This window comes from Pseudomonas sp. PS1(2021) (assembly GCF_020405165.1).
GTDB lineage: Bacteria > Pseudomonadota > Gammaproteobacteria > Pseudomonadales > Pseudomonadaceae > Pseudomonas > Pseudomonas aeruginosa.
This window is the reverse complement of sequence record NZ_CP084484.1, coordinates 5,911,556-5,927,637: the sequence shown is the minus strand read 5'-3', so window position 1 is coordinate 5,927,637 and position 16,082 is coordinate 5,911,556. Positions and strand designations below refer to the sequence as shown.

The following is a 16,082-nucleotide window of genomic DNA, read 5'->3' as shown; positions in this document are numbered from 1 at the left end:
TGAGCGCCGGATTCCCCACGGAAGGAGCGTTCATGGATTGGGCAGGAGAAAGTCGCGTACGCGTTCGGCGGCATCGGCCGGGTCTTCCTGCATGAAGCAGTGGCCGCCGACCACCGCGTGGGCGCTGACCTGGGGGTTGAGCGAGCACCAGCGCGCCACCGACTTGGCGACGAAAGGGTAGGTGCGGTCACCGTAGAGCACGCGGGTCGGCGTGGTGATCTTGTCCAGCGACGGCCACAGCCGCCTGGGGAAGGAGCTGAAGATCTCCGCTTCGCGGCTTGGCCGGCACTTCAGCTCGACTCCGCCGTCGCTCTCCTTCAGCGCATATTCCACGTAGGCCCACAGCGCCTCGTCGGTCCAGCCCTTGAAGATACCGCGGCCGCGCAAGCCGGCGTAGGCGGCTGCGCGATCGGGCCACTGGCTGCGGCGCAGGCGCGCCTTCTTCGCCAGGCTGCCGCGCAATTGCAGGCCGAGGGTCTCGGAAAGTGCCATCACGCCGATCATCGCCGGGGTGAACAGTACCGGGTCGAGCAGCACGGCGCGGGCGAACAGGGTGGGATGGCGGGCCAGGACGAGGCTGCTGAGGACGCCGCCGAAGCTGTGCCCGCAGGCCAGTCGCTGGACATCTCCATAGGGACCGCGCCCGGCCTCGAAGGCCTCCACCGCCATCTCGGCGTTGCGGTTCCAGCCGTGGAAGCGGCCGCCGTGGTCGCTTTCGCCGTGGCCCTGGATGTCGCACAGCCAGAGGTCGAAATCCTCCGCCAACAGACGCAGCATCGGTTCGTAGGTGCGGCCGCAGAAGCCGTTGCCATGGAGGAAATGCAGCAACGGCTTGCCGCTCGGTTCGCTGCGCCAGCCGCGCAGGGTGAAACCGGCCGAGCAGGAATGGGACCAGGGGGATAGCGACATGGGCGGACTCCTCGTACGGCGCGCAGTGTAACCGGGCGCCGTGCTATCGTCGCCGCTTCCCGCCGCCGTTTCGATCCGCCGATGTCCTTGTCCCGTCCGCTGCGCCTGTTCCTGCTGTTGCTGCCGCTGCTCGGCGGCCTGCTGCTGTCCATGGACTGGGCGGGTCGCCAGGCGCGGCAGCAGGCGCTACGCGCCGAGGGCGAACAGGTGCGCAAGCAGCTGGACCTCTACGCCGGCTCGCTGCAGACCCTGATCGAACGCTTCCGCAGCCTGCCGGCGGTACTGGCGCTGGATCCGGACCTGCGCGCGGCGCTGGCCGGGCCGATCGACGGCGAGTTGCAGCAGCGCCTCAACCTCAAGCTGGAAAGCATCAACCTGGCCGCCCGCTCCTCCACCCTGGAGCTGCTCGACCGTACCGGGCTGGCCGTGGCGGCGAGCAACTGGAACCTGCCGACCAGCTACGTGGGCCACAACTACGGTTTCCGTCCCTATTTCCGCCAGACCATCGCCCAAGGCTCCGGACGTTTCTATGCGGTCGGGGTGATCAGCGGGATTCCCGGTTATTTCCTGTCCCACGCGGTGCGCGCCGAGGACGGCAGCTTCCTGGGCGCAATCGTGGTCAAGCTGGAGTTTCCCGATCTGGAACGGCAGTGGAACCAGACCCCCGACCTGGTCCTGGCCAGCGACGCCAAGGGCATCGTGTTCCTCGCCAACCACGCCGGTTGGCGCTACCGCGAACTGGAACCGCTGGATACCGTGGACCGCTTCGAACTGGCGGAGACCCGGCAATACGATCGCCAGCCCCTGACACCCCTGCGCCACCAGACCTTGCGCAGCTACGGCGAAGACAGCCGTCTGGCGCGGGTGGAAAGCGCCGACGGCGAGAAGGACTACCTCTGGCAATCGCTGGACCTGCCCAACGACGGCTGGACCCTGCACTTGCTGCGCGACACCGCGAGCATCCAGGACGACGTCGCCACCGCGCGCCTGGCCGCCGCCGGCACCTGGCTGGCGCTGGTCTTCCTCGGCTTGTTCCTGCACCAGCGCTGGCGTATCGCCCGCCTGCGGCAACGTAGCCGGGAGGAGCTGGAGCGCCTGGTCGAGCAGCGCACCGCCGACCTGCGTACCGCGCAGGACGGCCTGGTGCAGGCGGCCAAGCTGGCCGCCCTGGGGCAGATGTCGGCAGCCCTGGCCCATGAGATCAACCAGCCGCTCACCGCCCAGCGCATGCAACTGGCCAGCCTGCGCCTGCTGCTCGACGCCGGACGCCACGACGAGGCGCGCCAGGCGTTGCCGCGCATCGACCAGATGCTCGAACGCATGGCCGCGCTCACCGGCCACCTGAAGACCTTCGCGCGCAAGAGCGCCGGCGGCCTGCGCGAGCGTATCGAGTTGGGTCACGTGGTCGAACAGGCGCAGCAGTTGTTGCTGCCGCGAATCCGCGCCGAACGGGTGGAGATCGAGCAGGCGCTGCTCTGGCCGGCCTGGGTGATGGGTGACGCGATCCGCCTGGAACAGGTGCTGGTCAACCTGCTGCGCAACGCCCTGGATGCCGTTGCCGGCCAGGAGCGGCCATGGATCCGCCTGGCCCTGCAACGGCTTGGCGGCGACTGGGTGCTGAGCGTCGCCGACAACGGCGGCGGGATTCCCGCCGAGCACCTGGGCAGCGTCTTCGATCCGTTCTTCACCACCAAGCCGGTGGGAGAGGGACTCGGCCTCGGCCTGGCGGTATCCTATGGGATCGTCCACGAACTCGGCGGCCGCCTGCAGGTCGCCAATGCCGAGGCGGGAGCGGTGTTCAGCCTGATCCTGCCGGCGGCCCCCGATGACACGAGCGTAACGACATGAGCGACCAGGTGATCTTCGTCGACGACGAAGCGACGATCCGCGAAGCGGTGCAGCAATGGCTGGAGCTGTCGGGCTTCGAGGTGCGCCTGTGCCTGCGCGCCGAGGAATGCCTGGGAGCGTTGGACAAGTCCTTCGCCGGGGTGGTCATCAGCGATGTGCGCATGCCCGGCATGGACGGCCTGCAACTGCTCGCCAACCTGCAGGCGGTCGATCGCGACCTGCCGGTGATCATGGTCACCGGGCACGGCGACGTGCCGATGGCGGTGGAGGCCATGCGCCAGGGTGCCTACGACTTCATCGAGAAACCCTTCACGCCCGAGCGCCTGCTCGGCAGTTTGCGGCGCGCGCTGGAAAAGCGCCGCCTGGTGCTGGAGAATCGGCGCCTGAAGGAGCAGGCCAGTCTCAAGGACCAGGTCGATGCGCGTCTGCTCGGCGTGTCCAAGCCGATGGAAGCGTTGCGCCGGCAGGTTCTGGCCCTGGCGCCGACCCCGGTGAACGTCCTGATCCGTGGCGAGACCGGCAGCGGCAAGGAACTGGTTGCCCGCTGCCTGCACGACTTCGGGCCGCGCGCCGACAAGCCGTTCGTGGCGCTGAACTGCGCGGCGATTCCCGAGCAACTGTTCGAGAGCGAGCTGTTCGGTCATGAGAGCGGTGCGTTCACCGGCGCGCAGGGCAAGCGCATCGGCAAGCTCGAGCATGCCCATGGCGGCACCCTGTTCCTCGACGAGATCGAAAGCATGCCGTTGGCGCAGCAGGTCAAGCTGCTGCGCGTCCTGCAGGAGCAGCAACTGGAGCGGCTCGGCTCGAACCAGAGTATCCACGTCGACCTGCGGGTGATTGCCGCGACCAAGCCCGACCTGCTGGCCGAAGCACGTGCCGGACGCTTCCGCGAGGACCTGGTGTATCGCCTGAATGTCGCCGAGCTGCGCCTGCCGCCGATCCGCGAGCGTCGCGAGGACATCCCGCTGCTCTTCGAACATTTCGCCAGCGTTGCCAGCCAGCGCCTCGGCCGCGAGCCGCAGCCCGCCGCGCCGGCGGAACTGGCGCGGCTGATGGCCCATGACTGGCCGGGCAATGTACGCGAGCTGGCCAACGCCGCCGAGCGTCATGTCCTCGGCCTGGAGCGTGGGGACGCGGAGGAAGGCGGCGGCCTTACCTCGGGGCTGGCGGAACGCATGGAAGCCTTCGAGGCGGAGTGCCTGCGCCAGGCGCTCGGCCAGTGCCGCGGGGATATCAAGGCAGTGATGGAGTTGCTGCAACTGCCGCGCCGGACACTCAACGAAAAGATGCTGCGGCATGGCCTCAGCCGCAGCGATTTCGTCGGCGAAGAGCCGGCCTGAACCAGCCCTCGCGAGGCGTCAGAGATCCTTCGCCAACTCCGTTGGCGCCTGGCGCCCGCCGCGTTGCAGCAACGCCAGGTAGACCAGCCCCACCGCGATCCAGGCCAGTCCGAGCAACTGTGCGTCGAGGCTCATGCTGTACAGCACGTAGGCGATGATCGCCAGGCCCACCAGCGGGAACAGTAGATGCCGCAACCACTGGCCGGAGCGCTGGCGGCGGTAGTAGTGGTTGATCACGCTCAGGTGCAGCAGGCAGAAGCCGGTGAGGGCACCGAAGTTCACCAGTGAGGTGAGCACGTCCGGTGCGTCGAGGAAGGCCCAGCCGATTCCCAGCGACAGCACCGCCACCAGGTACAGGCTGACGTGCGGCGTCTGGTAGCGCGGATGGACCCTGGCCAGCGCGCGCGGCAGCCTGCCGTCGCGGGCCATCGAGTAGAGCAGGCGCGAGACCGCTGCCTGCGAGGTGATCGACACCGTGACACCCCAGGCCAGCGCGGTGGCTACCGCGGTCAGCATCGACAGCCACTGGCCACCGGCCGCTTCGGCGATCTCGTAGAAGGCGGTGTCCGCCGACTTGAAGTTCATCCCGGCGGCGAGGTCGGTGGCCAGCCAGGTCTGCGCGATGAAGATGCCGCCCATGATGAACAGCGCGATCAGCGCGGCGCGGCCGATCTGCCGGGCGGGATCGCCCTTGACCTCCTCGGCGAGGGTGGAGATGGCGTCGAAGCCGAGGAACGACAGTACGGCGATCGAGGCGGCCTTCATTACCAGGCCGAGATCGAAGGCTTCCGGGCGATACAGCGGTTCGAGGGTCAGCCGGCCGTTGCCCAGGCCGCCTTCCAGCGCCTGGTAGCCGACCACCAGGAAGATCGCCAGCACCACCAGCTCTCCGATCAGGAACAACAGGTTGGCGCGGGCGGCGAAGGTGATGCCGCGCAGGTTGACCAGGGTCGCCGAGACCAGGAACAGCAGCATCCAGGCCAGCTTGGGGATCGCCGGGAACAAGTGGTTCAGCGCCAGCGCGCTGAACACGTAGAGCAGCGGCGGGATCAGCAGGTAGTCGAGCAGCAGCACCCAGCCGGCGATGAAGCCGACATGGGGGTGGATGCCGCGCTGGGCGTAGGAATACACCGAGCCGGCAATCGGAAAGGCCTTGGCCATGGCTCCGTAGCTGAGGGCGGTGAAGAGCATCGCCAGCATGCCCACCAGGTAGGCCATCGGCACCATGCCGTGGGCATCGGCATGGACCCAGCCGTAGACCCCGAACGGGGCGATGGGGATCATGAAGATCATCCCGTAGATGATCAGGTCGCTCAGGGACAGGCTGCGGCGCAGCTGTTGCCGGTATCCGAACTGTTCGATGGCCATGACGGGCTCCTCGGGAAAAGGCAGCGTATTGTCGTTATCGGCGCCGCACGCGAAGCGGGCCTCTTTCTCGTTATTGGCGACCGGCGGTGCCGGTCATCGCATCAGAGCCAGGGATACAGACGCTCGGCCCAGGCGTACACCGCATCCGGCGTGCGCAATCCATCGTTGCGGATCTCCAGCAGCACCGCTTCCAGACCGCGTGCGTCGCCATGCACCGGAACGGTAGTGTCTTCCGCCGGGTCGATCGCATAGGGCTGGTTGCCGGCGACTTCCAGGCCGTGCCGGCGCAAACCGTCGAGGATGCGCCTGGCGTAGGCGCCGGCGTTGCGATAAAGCACCCCGGCAACCAGCGGGCGGGGTCTGCCGTGGTACACCGGGGTAAAACTGTGCACGCCGACCACACGGGTCGGCACGCCGGCGGCCTGGCGCTCGTCGAGCAGTTGCGTCAGGCGCTGGTGGAACGGATGGAACAGGCAATCCTGGCGATAGCGGCGCACCGTCTCGGACAGCTCGCGGTTGCCGGGAACCGGGTAGACCTCGCTGTGCGGCGGAATGCTGTCGGGCGCCTCCAGCGGTCGGTTCAGGTCGATCAGCAGACGCGAGTAGCCGGCCGCCAGCAATGGCGCGTCGAGTCGCCGGGAAAGCTCTTCGGCCAGCGCCAGGGCGCCGATATCCCAGGCGATGTGTTCTTCCGCCGCGGCCTGGTCCAGGCCGAGGCGCTGCAACTCCAGCGGAATGTGCCGGCTGGCATGCTCGCAGACCAGGACCACCGGGCTGCGCCCTTGGGGATTGAGCAGGTGGTAGGGCGGCAGCTGGTAGATGCCGAGTTCGGGGTTGTCAGTAGAGCTCGGCATAGTGGCGGCACAGGTCGTCGTCGGAAAGGCCCGCCGTCAGCGCCAGTTCGTGGCGCTTCATGGCGAGGTAGGTGTCCAGCAGCGGCTTTGGCAGCTCGGCACAGAGCGCCTCGTCGCGTTGCAGGCAGTCGAGCGCATCGCCGAGGGTCGCCGGCAGGGCCTGGATGCCGCGGGCCTGGCGCTCTTCGTCGCTGAGGCCGTGCGGATCGACATCGGCCAGGGCGCGCAGCGGCAGGCGTCGTTCGATGCCCAGGCGGCCGGCGATCAGCACCGCGGCCATCGCCAGGTGCGGACAGGCGGTGGCGTCCATCGGCCGGAATTCCAGGTTGTACTGCTTGCCCAGCGGCTTGCCGCCGACGCTCACCACCGGGCAGATGCGCAGCGCCGCTTCGCGGTTGCGCAGTCCCAGGCAGGCGTAGGCGGCGCTCCAGTGGTGGGGTTTCAGGCGCAGGTAGGAGGCGGCGGTAGGCGCGGTCAGCGCGCACAGCGCTGGCAGGTGCGCGAGCACGCCGGCGGCCCAGTGCTCGCCGAGTTCGGAGAGATCGTTGGGTCGACCGGGCTCGTACAGCAGCGGGCTGCCGTCGGCATGTTGCAGGCTCAGGTGCAGGTGCACCCCGTTGGTCACCGCGCCGGGTGCCGGCAGCGGTGCGAAGCAGGTACGCAGGCCCATCTGCCGCGCCACTTCGCGAGTGACCTCGCGGACGTTCACCGCGCGGTCGGCGGCGGCCACGCCCTGCGCCGGGCGGCAGGTGACCTCGTACTGGCGCTGGCCGTATTCGGGGAGGAACATCTCCGGCTCGGTGCCAGCCTGGGCCAGGGCGCTGACCAGCCAGCCGGGGAACTGCCCGGCGGCACGCTGGGCCTGCAGCGAAAACGCCGCGGCCGGACGCTCGCCGGGCAGGCCGAGCAGGCTGAATTCGTGTTCGAACGCCGCGATGACCTGCAGGCCGCTGTCGCGATAGCGTTCCACCTCGGCCCGCAGCAGGCTGCGCGGGCAGGCCGGCCACGGCGTGCCGTCGGTTTCCACCAGGTTGCCGTGCAGGTAGTCGAGCGCCGGCGCAGCGGCGTCGGGACCCTGCTCGACGCGCACCCGGCTGTTCGGGTCGGGCAGCAGGCGCAGGTCGCCGTGGCTGCCCCAGGGGCTGCTCTCGTCGATCAGGTCCTGCGGGGTCAGCGAGCTGTTCGCCGGTACCCAGCCGCAACCGCTGGCCAATTGCTCCTCCAGGGTCGCCAGGGGCAGCGAACGCCCGCGGGTGATGCCGGCCAGGTCGGTGGTGACGAAGCTGACCAGGCGTACCGGCTGCAGGCGGTTCACAGGTTGCTCCGGCCGAGGGCGGCGATGCGTTGCAGGACGGTCTCGGTGTCGCTGATCCAGCAGTAGCCCTTGATCGCTTCCAGGCAGGCCTGGTGGCGTTCCGGGGTATGGGTGGCGCAGGCATCCTCGACCAGGGTGACCAGGTAACCGCGGTCGGCGGCATCGCGCACGGCCATGTCCACGCACTGGTCGGTGACCACCCCGCAGACGATCAGGTGGCGGGTGCCGAGGTTGCGCAGTACGTAGTCGATGGCGGTGGAGTTGAAAACGCCGGAAGAAGTCTTCGGCAGCACGATCTCGTTGGCGGTCGGCTCCAGGGCGTCGATCACCCTGGCGTCCGGGCTGCCCTTGGGCAGGTGCATCTCCGACAGCTTGTGATCCAGCGAGCGGTCGCGACCATCGGCGGTGAGGCTCTCGATGACGGTGTGCAGGACGTTCTCGTCCACTGCGCGCATGGCCCTGAGCAGGCGCTGCTGGTTGGGGATCACCTGGTTCTGCACGCGCTCGTAGAAGTAACCGGCTGCCTGCGGATCGACGTGCGGGTCGCGCCCCGGCTCGACCCAGGCACGCTGCATGTCGACGAACAGGATGGCGGTCTGCCGGCGGCCGAATGGCAGGTCGCGCGGCGAGTGGTGGGGCAGGCTGAACATCGGGTCATTCCTCCAGAATATGACTGCTGAACGCGTTGCGGAGCTGGTCGATGCCCTCCAGGCGTTCGTCGAGCGGCGCGCCCATGCGCGCCACCAGGGTCGCTACCAGTGCCTCGACCTGGGCCATGGCCGGCACCAGCGAGTCGAAGGGCGAGGCGGATTCCACTGGCGAACTGACGATCAGGTCGGCGTGTTCGCGCAGCGGCGAGGCGTAGATGTCGGTGAACAGCACCAGCCGTGTGCCGCGTGCCTTGGCGGCCTGGGCCACGTGCTGGGCCTGGCTCTGGTAGCGGCGATAGTCGAACAGGACCAGCAGGTCCTGGCGGCCGAGGTCGTAGAGCTGGTCGGGGAGCAGGGCGCCGTCGTCGAGCAATCGGCACTGCGGGCGCAGCAGGCGCAGATGGGTGACCAGGTAGCCGGCGAGGAAACGGCTGAAGCGTCCGCCGTGGCAGTGCACGCGCAGGCGGCTGTCGAGCAGCCAGTCGGCGAGGCGCTGGATGTCATCGGGGCGGGTCAGGCCGAGGGTCTGTTGCAGGCTCTGGCCAGCCTGGTCGAGGTAGCGCGCCCAGGTGTCGTCGCGGCCCATCCGCTCGCGGCGTTCGGCGAGCAGGGTGCGCGGCGAGCGCAGGCGGTCGTCGACGTCGGCCAGCAGCGCTTCCTGGAAGTCGCCGTAGCCGGCGAAGCCGAGCTTTTTCACCAGGCGCATGATCGTCGGGTCGCTGACTCCGGCGTGCCGGGCCAGGCGCGTCATCGGACCGAGGCCGAGGCGCGGGTAGTCATCGAGCAGGGCACGCACCACCTTGCGCTCCGCGGGCGTCAGTTCGGCGGGCGGGGAGGCCAGGCGTTGTTTTAGTTCTTGCATGGGGCATCCTCGAAGGTGGGTCGATTGTGTAGTGAATTTTTCAGATTGTTCAATATGTGACGGAATGTTTTTTTCACTACATTTCCCGCAAACGGCCGAATGACCTCTGTTGTGGTACGGCAGGCAGACGTACGGCGGGGACGGAAACGAAAAAGCCCGGTCGAAGACCGGGCTTTTTCCAGGGGCGGTTACGCGGCTTGGCTCAGAACGCCGGTACCACCGCGCCTTTGTATTTCTCCTGGATGAACTGCTTGACCTCGGCGCTGTGCAGGGCCTTGGCCAGCTTCTGCATGGCGTCGCTGTCCTTGTTGTCCGGCCGCGCGACGAGGATGTTCACGTAGGGCGAGTCGCTGCCTTCGATGGCCAGCGCATCCTTGGTCGGGTTCAGCTTGGCTTCCAGGGCGTAGTTGGTATTGATCAGCGCCATGTCGACCTGGGTCAGCACGCGCGGCAGGGTCGCGGCTTCCAGTTCGCGGATCTTGATGTTCTTCGGATTGTCGACGATGTCCTTCGGCGTGGCGGTGATGCTCTTGTTGTCCTTGAGCTTGATCACCCCGGCCTTGTCCAGCAGGAGCAGGGCGCGGCCGCCGTTGGTGGCGTCGTTGGGAATCACCACGGTAGCGCCGGAAGGCAGTTCGTCGAGCTTCTTGTACTTGCTCGAGTAGGCGCCCAGCGGCTCGATGTGTACGCCGGTCACGGCGACCAGGTCGGTGCCCTTGGCCTTGTTGAACTCATCGAGGTACGGCTGGTGCTGGAAGAAGTTGGCGTCCAGGCGCTTTTCCGAGACCTGCACGTTCGGCTGCACGTAGTCGGTGAACTCCTTGATCTTCAGGTCCACGCCTTCCTTGGCCAGCAGCGGCTTGACCACGTTGAGGATCTCCGCGTGCGGCACCGGGGTGGCCGCGACGGTGAGGGACTCGGCGGCCTGGGCGGCGGTGAGGCCGAGCGCCGCGACAGCGGAGAAAGCAGCAAGCAGTTTTTTCATCTTCAACTCCTTTCGAGGTGTTCCTGGCGGCTGTGGATAACCGCGGCGCTCAGGGTTTTGGGCTTGGCCGGCAAGCTTACTTGCGCGAGAAGTGCACCACCAGCTTGTCGCCCACGGTTTGCAGAATCTGGACGAGGATCAGCAGCATCACCACCGTGACCACCATCACGTCGGTCTGGAAGCGCTGATAGCCGAAGCGGATCGCCAGGTCGCCCAGCCCGCCGGCGCCGACCACTCCGGCCATCGCGGTGTACGAGACCAGGGTGATGGCGGTGACGGTGATGGCGGCGATGATGCCCGGCCGGGCTTCCGGCAGCAGGGCGTTCCAGATGATCTGCCGGGTGCTGGCGCCCATCGCCTGGGTTGCCTCGATGATGCCCTTGTCGACCTCGCGCAGCGCGGTTTCCACCAGGCGCGCGAAGAACGGCGTGGCACCCACCACCAGCGGCGGGATGGCCCCGGCGACGCCCAGCGAGGTACCGGTGATCAGTACGGTCAGCGGGATCATCACGATCAGCAGGATGATGAACGGCAACGAACGGAGGATGTTCACCACTAGCGAGAGCAGGGTGTAGACCGCCTTCTGCTCGAACATCTGCCGTGGCCCGGTAAGGAACAGCAGGACGCCGAGGGGCAGGCCGAGGACCACTGTGAACAGCAGCGAACCGCCGAGCATCCAGAAGGTGTCGACGCTGGCCAGCCAGATTTCGTACCAGTCGATGTTGGCGAAGCTCATGGTTTCGAAGAAGTCCATCAGCGCAGTACCTCCACATGTACGTCAGCGGCGTTCAACTGGCTCATGGCGGCTTCCAGGTCACCGCCGACCAGGGCCAGGGTCAACTGGCCGTAGGGCGTGTCCTTGATGCGGTCGATGCGTCCGGAAAGGATGCTGTAGTCGACCCCGGTCTGCCGCGCCACGGTGCCCAGCAGCGGCGCATAGGTGGCTTCGCCGCGGAAGGTCAGGCGCAGGATGAGACCCGGCACGTGGGCGAAATCGTCGTGGCGCTCGTCCTCGTCGACTCGTTCGGCCTCGAACACGAAGCGGCGGGTGGTCGGGTGCTGCGGATGGAGGAAGACATCGGCGACATCGCCCTGCTCGACGATGGCGCCGCCGTCCATGACCGCGACCTGGTCGCAGACACGGCGGATCACGTCCATCTCGTGGGTGATGAGGACGATGGTCAGCTTCAGCTCGCGATTGATTTCCGCCAGCAGTTGCAGGACCGAGGCGGTGGTCTGCGGATCGAGGGCGCTGGTGGCCTCGTCGCAGAGCAGGATGCTCGGCCGGCAGGCCAGGGCGCGAGCGATGCCGACGCGCTGTTTCTGTCCGCCGGAGAGCTGGGCCGGATACTTGCGCGCGTGGTCGGACAGGCCGACCCGCGCGAGCAGCTCGGAGACCCGCGCATCGACTTCGGCACGGCTGAAGCCGCCGGCCAGGCGCAGGGGCATGGCGATGTTGTCGGCGACGGTCTTCGAGGACAGCAGGTTGAAGTGCTGGAAGATCATCCCGACGCGCTGGCGGAAACGGCGCAGGCCTTCGGCGTCGAGGGCGGTGACGTCTTCGCCCTCGACCAGGATGCGGCCGCCGCTGGGCTCCTCGAGGCGGTTGATCAGGCGCAGCAGGGTGCTCTTGCCGGCACCGGAATGGCCGATCAGGCCGAAAATCTGCCCGGCCTGGATGTTCAGGCGGGTCGGTTGCAAGGCGGGGATTTCCCGACCGGCAACTCGATAGGTCTTGTGGACGTCGTGGAATTCGATCACTGGGCGAACCTTGTGGGTGCGGCGATGCTGTTACGGCTGGAGCACGGGCTTGGCGGGAAGCATGGGCGGTCAGCTAAACCGAGCATTTTACCTTGCTTTCTTATGCATTATTAATATTTATTGGTGATGAAAAATCATTGAAATGGAATAAGCGTCTGGTGCGCTCCCGACAAGCGCTTTCTGCTGCGGCCGGGGCAGGACCGGTCTCAATTCCGGGGGGTAAGTATCAATCGGGTTGGCTTGTCGGCCTGTACGACATGGCTGAGATGCAGGTCGAAATCGGGTGAGAGCTTCTTCACCCGCGCCAGGAGCTGGTCGGAAACCAGCGGATAGTCGCTGTCCCGGCGCACTTCGATATGCACCCTGCAACGGTAGGCGACGACATCCGCGGCCACCGCGTCGAGCACCGCACCGAGGCCGCCCTGGCCGGTGCCGTCGAGCATCGGCAGGGGCACGGCGCTGCTGGCCGCTTGCGGATCGATCAGGTGGGGAGCGCCGGGTAGCGGCTTCAGCTCGCCGCCGGGCGGCGTCTGGATGATCTGCTGCATCTGCTGCTGGGCCGCCTGCTGCATGCGTCGGGCCTGCTCGGCGCGGGCGGGATCGACCTTGGCGCGGTTGATCGCACCGTCCAGCCCGGCGGTCAGCGCCGGCGCTTTGGGCATCAGTCCGCGGGCATGGCCGAGGGCGCTGGTGGCGGTGTTGAGGTCTCCTTGACGCAGCGCGGTTTCCCCGCGCTGCATGTAGGCCTCGGCCAACTGGCGGCGGAACGCTTCGACGCGCTCGTCGCCGGCGGCTGCGCTGCGCAGGGCCAGCCATTGTTGCTCGGCCTGTTCGAGCTTGCCGGCGGCCAGGGTTTGCTGCAGTTCGGCGTAGGGATCGGCGGGCTGCGCCTGGGGCGCGACCACCGGCGTCGGTTGCGACGACGCATTGCCCTGGCAGGCGCTGACCAGCAGCGCCGCCGCCAGGACGGACAGCAGGCGAAAGAAGGACGACATCATTCCTGCGGGTTCTCGTTTGGTCAAAAAATCGCCAGATTCTACACCGTGCGGCGTGGCAGGACAAAACTCAGCAGGAACAGGCCGGCGGCGCTGACCACGATCGAGGGGCCGGCGGGGGTATCCTTGAACCAGGACAGGGCCAGGCCGGCGCACACCGCGACCAGTCCCAGCAGGCTGGCGCCGACCGCCATCTGCTCGGGACTGCGGGCATGGCGCTGGGCGGCGGCGGCGGGAATGATCAGCAGCGAGGTGATCAGCAGTACGCCGACGATCTTCATCGCCACGGCGATGACGATGGCGATCAGCAACATCAGCGCCAGGCGGATCGCTCCGACCGGCAGGCCTTCCACCTTCGCCAGTTCCTCGTGCACGGTGATCGCCAGCAGCGGCCGCCAGAGGAAGCAGATCAGTGCCAGGACCAGCGCGCTGCCGGCGATTATCCACAGCAGGTCGCTGGCGCTTACCGCCAGCAGATCGCCGAACAGGTAAGCCATCAGGTCGACCCGCACTTCCTTCATGAAGCTCAGGGTGACCAGGCCCAGTGACAGGGTGCTGTGGGCGAGGATGCCCAGCAGGGTGTCGGCGGCCAGCGGCTGGCGCTGCTGCAGGGTCACCAGCAGCACTGCGAGCAGCACGCAGCCGACGGTCACAGCCAGGGTCGGGCTGACATCGAGGAGGAAACCCAGGGCTACCCCGAGCAGTGCGGCGTGGGACAGGGTATCGCCGAAATAGGCCATCCGCCGCCAGACCACGAAGGAGCCCAGGGGGCCAGCCACCAGGGCCAGGGCGAGGCCGGCGAGGAGGGCGTTGAGCAGGAAGTCAGCCATGGTTGCAGTCGGGGCCGTGCTTGTGGACAGGAGTGAAGCGGGTGCCTGGAGGCAAGGCGCCGGGACCGGCCTTGACCACCTCGCCGTGGAGGTCGTGGGCGTGGTCGTGATGGTGGTGGTAGATCGCCAGGCTGCGAGCGTCCTGGCCGAACAGCTCGACGAAGGCCGGGTCGCCGCTGACCTGCTCGGGGTGCCCTGAGCAGCAGACATGGCGGTTCAGGCAGACCACCTGGTCGGTGGCGCTCATCACCAGGTGCAGGTCGTGGGAGACCATCAGCACACCGCAGCCGTAGCGGTCGCGCAGTTTGCCGATGAGGCGGTAGAGTTCGGCCTGGCCGGCGACGTCGACGCCCTGCACCGGCTCGTCGAGCACCAGCAGCTCGGGCTTGCGCAGCAGGGCGCGGGCCAGCAGCACGCGTTGCAGTTCGCCACCGGAAATGCTTTGCAGCGGGCGCTCCAGCACGTGCGCCGCGCCGACCTCGCGCAACGCCGCCAGCGCCTGCTCGCGCCTGACCCCGGGTACCAGGCGGAGGAAGCGCAGTACGCTGAGCGGCAGGGTGGCGTCGACGTGGAGTTTCTGCGGCATGTAGCCGATGGTCAGCCGCGGCCGTCGCCAGACCTCGCCGACGTGCGGCTTGAGCAGGCCGAGCACGCTGCGTACCAGGGTGGTCTTGCCGGCGCCGTTGGGGCCGATCAGGGTGACGATCTGGCCGGGCTCGATGGCCAGGTCGACATCGCTCAGCACCGCCTGGCCGTTGAAGGACACGCCGACCTGGGTCAGCCGCACCAGCGCGTTGTCCATCAGGCGTCCTTCTGGTCCCGGCAGGTGCCGCAGAGGCCGACCACCTCGACGGTCTGGCTTTCCACGGCGAAGCCGACGCTGTTCGCTCCGGCGACGATGGCCCGGCTGATATCCGGCTGTTCCAGCTCGATCGCGGTGTGGCAGGTGCGGCAGATGAGGAACTGGCCCTGGTGGCTGTGCTCCGGGTTGTTGCAGCCGACGAATGCGTTGAGCGAGGCGATGCGGTGCACCAGGCCGTTCTCCTGGAGGAAGTCCAGCGCGCGGTAGACGGTCGGCGGCGCGGCGCGGCGGCCGTCGGTTTCGCTGAGCACCGCGAGGATATCGTAGGCCCCCAGCGGCTTGTGGCTCTGCCAGACCAGTTCCAGCACGCGCCGCCGCAGTTCGGTCAGGCGCACGCCCTGGCGCGCGCACAGCGCATCGGCCTCGGCCAGCGCGGTGCTGACGCACTGGCTGTGGTCATGGGGCTGGCAGGCCAGCGGGGTCTTGGGCGCAATCTTGTACATGGGCTGCGACGCTCGAGGGTAGAGACGTTATTATATTACCCGCTAACCACCTTTCATGTGAGTGCCGCCGTGACCCTGCGTCCCTTTGCCCTGCTGTCCGCCTGCTTCGCCCTGTTCCTGCTGGCTTCGCCGGCGCGCGCCGAGGTCAGCGTGCTGACCAGCATCAAACCGCTGCAACTGGTCGCTGCGGCCATCCAGGACGGCGTCGGCCAGCCGGACGTACTGCTGCCGCCGGGCGCCTCGCCACACCAGTACGCCCTGCGTCCTTCCGACGTACGGCGGCTGCGCGAGGTGCAATTGTTCTACTGGATCGGCCCGGACCTGGAGAACTTCCTGCCCAAGGTGCTCGCCGGCCGCCAGGGCACCAGCGTCGCGGTGCAGGACCTGCCGGGCATGCACCTGCGCAAGTTCGTCAATTTCGAGGAAGAGGAGCATGCCGGGCACGACGAGCACGACCATGACCATCGTCCCGGCATGCTCGACGCCCACCTCTGGCTGTTGCCGGCCAACGCCCGCACCATCGCCGCGCGGATGGCCGAGGACCTGGCCCAGGTCGACCCGGCCAACGCCGGGCGCTACCGGGCCAACCTGAAGGCCTTTGAGGAGCGCCTCGGCGGGCTCGACGGGAAACTCCGCGAACGCCTGGGCAAGCTTGCCGGCAAGCCTTTCTTCGTCTTCCACGAAGCCTTCGACTATTTCGAGGAAGCCTATGGGCTGCGCCATACCGGCGTGTTCGCGGTATCCGCGGAGGTCCAGCCGGGAGCACGCCATGTCGCCGCCATGCGCGCCCAGCTGAAGGCCGCCGGTCCGGCCTGCATCTTCAGCGAGCCGCCGCTTCGACCGCGGCTGGCCGACACCCTCAGCGAAGGCCTGCCGGTGCGCCTGGCCGAACTGGACGACCTGGGCGTGAACGTGAGCGTGGACGCCAACGGCTATGAGAATCTTCTGAACAACCTGGCAGGCGAATTTGCCGGCTGTCTGGAAAAGCTCTGAAAACCCGTGACTGATGGCCGCGCCCTCTTGCGCGCGGCGTCCCGATGACTAAGGTTGTCTGTTGCTG

16 protein-coding genes are annotated in these 16,082 nt (G+C 67.6%); 3 read left to right on the top strand and 13 right to left on the bottom strand.

Annotated elements, in window-relative coordinates:
• Positions 1 to 30: 30 nt before the first annotated feature.
• A complete protein-coding gene (poxA, locus tag LE197_RS28185; protein WP_003161097.1) occupies positions 31 to 909 on the bottom strand; it encodes an alpha/beta hydrolase PoxA in 879 nt (292 codons plus the stop codon).
• Between the two features lie 81 nt (positions 910 to 990).
• On the opposite strand from poxA, the gene LE197_RS28180 reads away from it, so the two are divergent.
• Positions 991 to 2,757, top strand: coding sequence for a sensor histidine kinase (locus LE197_RS28180; protein WP_003097020.1), 1,767 nt, complete (start codon positions 991 to 993; stop codon positions 2,755 to 2,757).
• Positions 2,754 to 4,097, top strand: a complete 1,344-nt coding sequence (locus LE197_RS28175) for a sigma-54-dependent transcriptional regulator (RefSeq protein ID WP_003099712.1) — start codon at positions 2,754 to 2,756, stop codon at positions 4,095 to 4,097. Before LE197_RS28180 ends, LE197_RS28175 begins: the two co-directional genes overlap by 4 nt.
• Before the next feature lie 18 nt (positions 4,098 to 4,115).
• On the opposite strand, the gene LE197_RS28170 is transcribed toward LE197_RS28175, so the two are convergent.
• The 12 genes from LE197_RS28170 to zur all read right to left on the bottom strand — a co-directional run bounded on the left by LE197_RS28170 (position 4,116) and on the right by zur (position 15,022).
• Entirely contained in the window at positions 4,116 to 5,465 is a 1,350-nt protein-coding gene (locus LE197_RS28170) for an APC family permease (RefSeq protein WP_003099715.1), read from the bottom strand.
• Positions 5,466 to 5,566: 101 nt separating this feature from the next.
• On the bottom strand, positions 5,567 to 6,235 hold the full coding sequence (locus tag LE197_RS28165; RefSeq protein WP_003122323.1) for an N-formylglutamate amidohydrolase: 669 nt from the start codon (positions 6,233 to 6,235) through the stop codon (positions 5,567 to 5,569).
• 67 nt (positions 6,236 to 6,302) lie between these two features.
• A complete protein-coding gene (locus LE197_RS28160; protein ID WP_003099720.1) occupies positions 6,303 to 7,634 on the bottom strand; it encodes a glutamine synthetase family protein in 1,332 nt (443 codons plus the stop codon).
• Positions 7,631 to 8,284 (bottom strand): isochorismatase family cysteine hydrolase, encoded by a 654-nt coding sequence (locus LE197_RS28155; protein ID WP_003099724.1) that lies wholly within the window; start codon positions 8,282 to 8,284, stop codon positions 7,631 to 7,633. The genes LE197_RS28160 and LE197_RS28155 overlap by 4 nt, the downstream gene beginning before the upstream one ends.
• A 4-nt stretch (positions 8,285 to 8,288) precedes the next feature.
• Complete coding sequence (qapR, locus tag LE197_RS28150; protein ID WP_003099726.1) at positions 8,289 to 9,146, bottom strand: transcriptional repressor QapR; 858 nt, start codon at positions 9,144 to 9,146, stop codon at positions 8,289 to 8,291.
• A gap of 202 nt (positions 9,147 to 9,348) precedes the next feature.
• Positions 9,349 to 10,131, bottom strand: coding sequence for a MetQ/NlpA family ABC transporter substrate-binding protein (locus LE197_RS28145; RefSeq protein ID WP_003097007.1), 783 nt, complete (start codon positions 10,129 to 10,131; stop codon positions 9,349 to 9,351).
• 76 nt (positions 10,132 to 10,207) lie between these two features.
• On the bottom strand, positions 10,208 to 10,885 hold the full coding sequence (locus LE197_RS28140) for a methionine ABC transporter permease (protein WP_003097004.1): 678 nt from the start codon (positions 10,883 to 10,885) through the stop codon (positions 10,208 to 10,210).
• The gene (locus LE197_RS28135) at positions 10,885 to 11,892 is read right to left on the bottom strand and encodes a methionine ABC transporter ATP-binding protein (protein WP_003097002.1); all 1,008 of its coding nucleotides are present in this window, start codon (positions 11,890 to 11,892) and stop codon (positions 10,885 to 10,887) included. The genes LE197_RS28140 and LE197_RS28135 overlap by 1 nt, the downstream gene beginning before the upstream one ends.
• Positions 11,893 to 12,098: 206 nt before the next feature.
• Positions 12,099 to 12,887 (bottom strand): PA5502 family lipoprotein, encoded by a 789-nt coding sequence (locus LE197_RS28130; protein WP_003122325.1) that lies wholly within the window; start codon positions 12,885 to 12,887, stop codon positions 12,099 to 12,101.
• 41 nt (positions 12,888 to 12,928) lie between these two features.
• Positions 12,929 to 13,717, bottom strand: a complete 789-nt coding sequence (znuB, locus tag LE197_RS28125) for a zinc ABC transporter permease subunit ZnuB (RefSeq protein ID WP_003096998.1) — start codon at positions 13,715 to 13,717, stop codon at positions 12,929 to 12,931.
• A complete protein-coding gene (gene znuC / locus LE197_RS28120) occupies positions 13,710 to 14,519 on the bottom strand; it encodes a zinc ABC transporter ATP-binding protein ZnuC (RefSeq protein ID WP_003099732.1) in 810 nt (269 codons plus the stop codon). The genes znuB and znuC overlap by 8 nt, the downstream gene beginning before the upstream one ends.
• A complete protein-coding gene (gene zur, locus LE197_RS28115; protein ID WP_003096992.1) occupies positions 14,519 to 15,022 on the bottom strand; it encodes a zinc uptake transcriptional repressor Zur in 504 nt (167 codons plus the stop codon). Before zur ends, znuC begins: the two co-directional genes overlap by 1 nt.
• Positions 15,023 to 15,091: 69 nt before the next feature.
• Between zur and LE197_RS28110 the strand changes: the two genes are divergently transcribed.
• Positions 15,092 to 16,015 carry a zinc ABC transporter substrate-binding protein gene (locus LE197_RS28110; protein ID WP_003096990.1) on the top strand — a complete coding sequence of 308 codons (924 nt, stop codon included), beginning with the start codon at positions 15,092 to 15,094 and terminating at the stop codon, positions 16,013 to 16,015.
• Positions 16,016 to 16,082 lie beyond the last annotated feature (67 nt).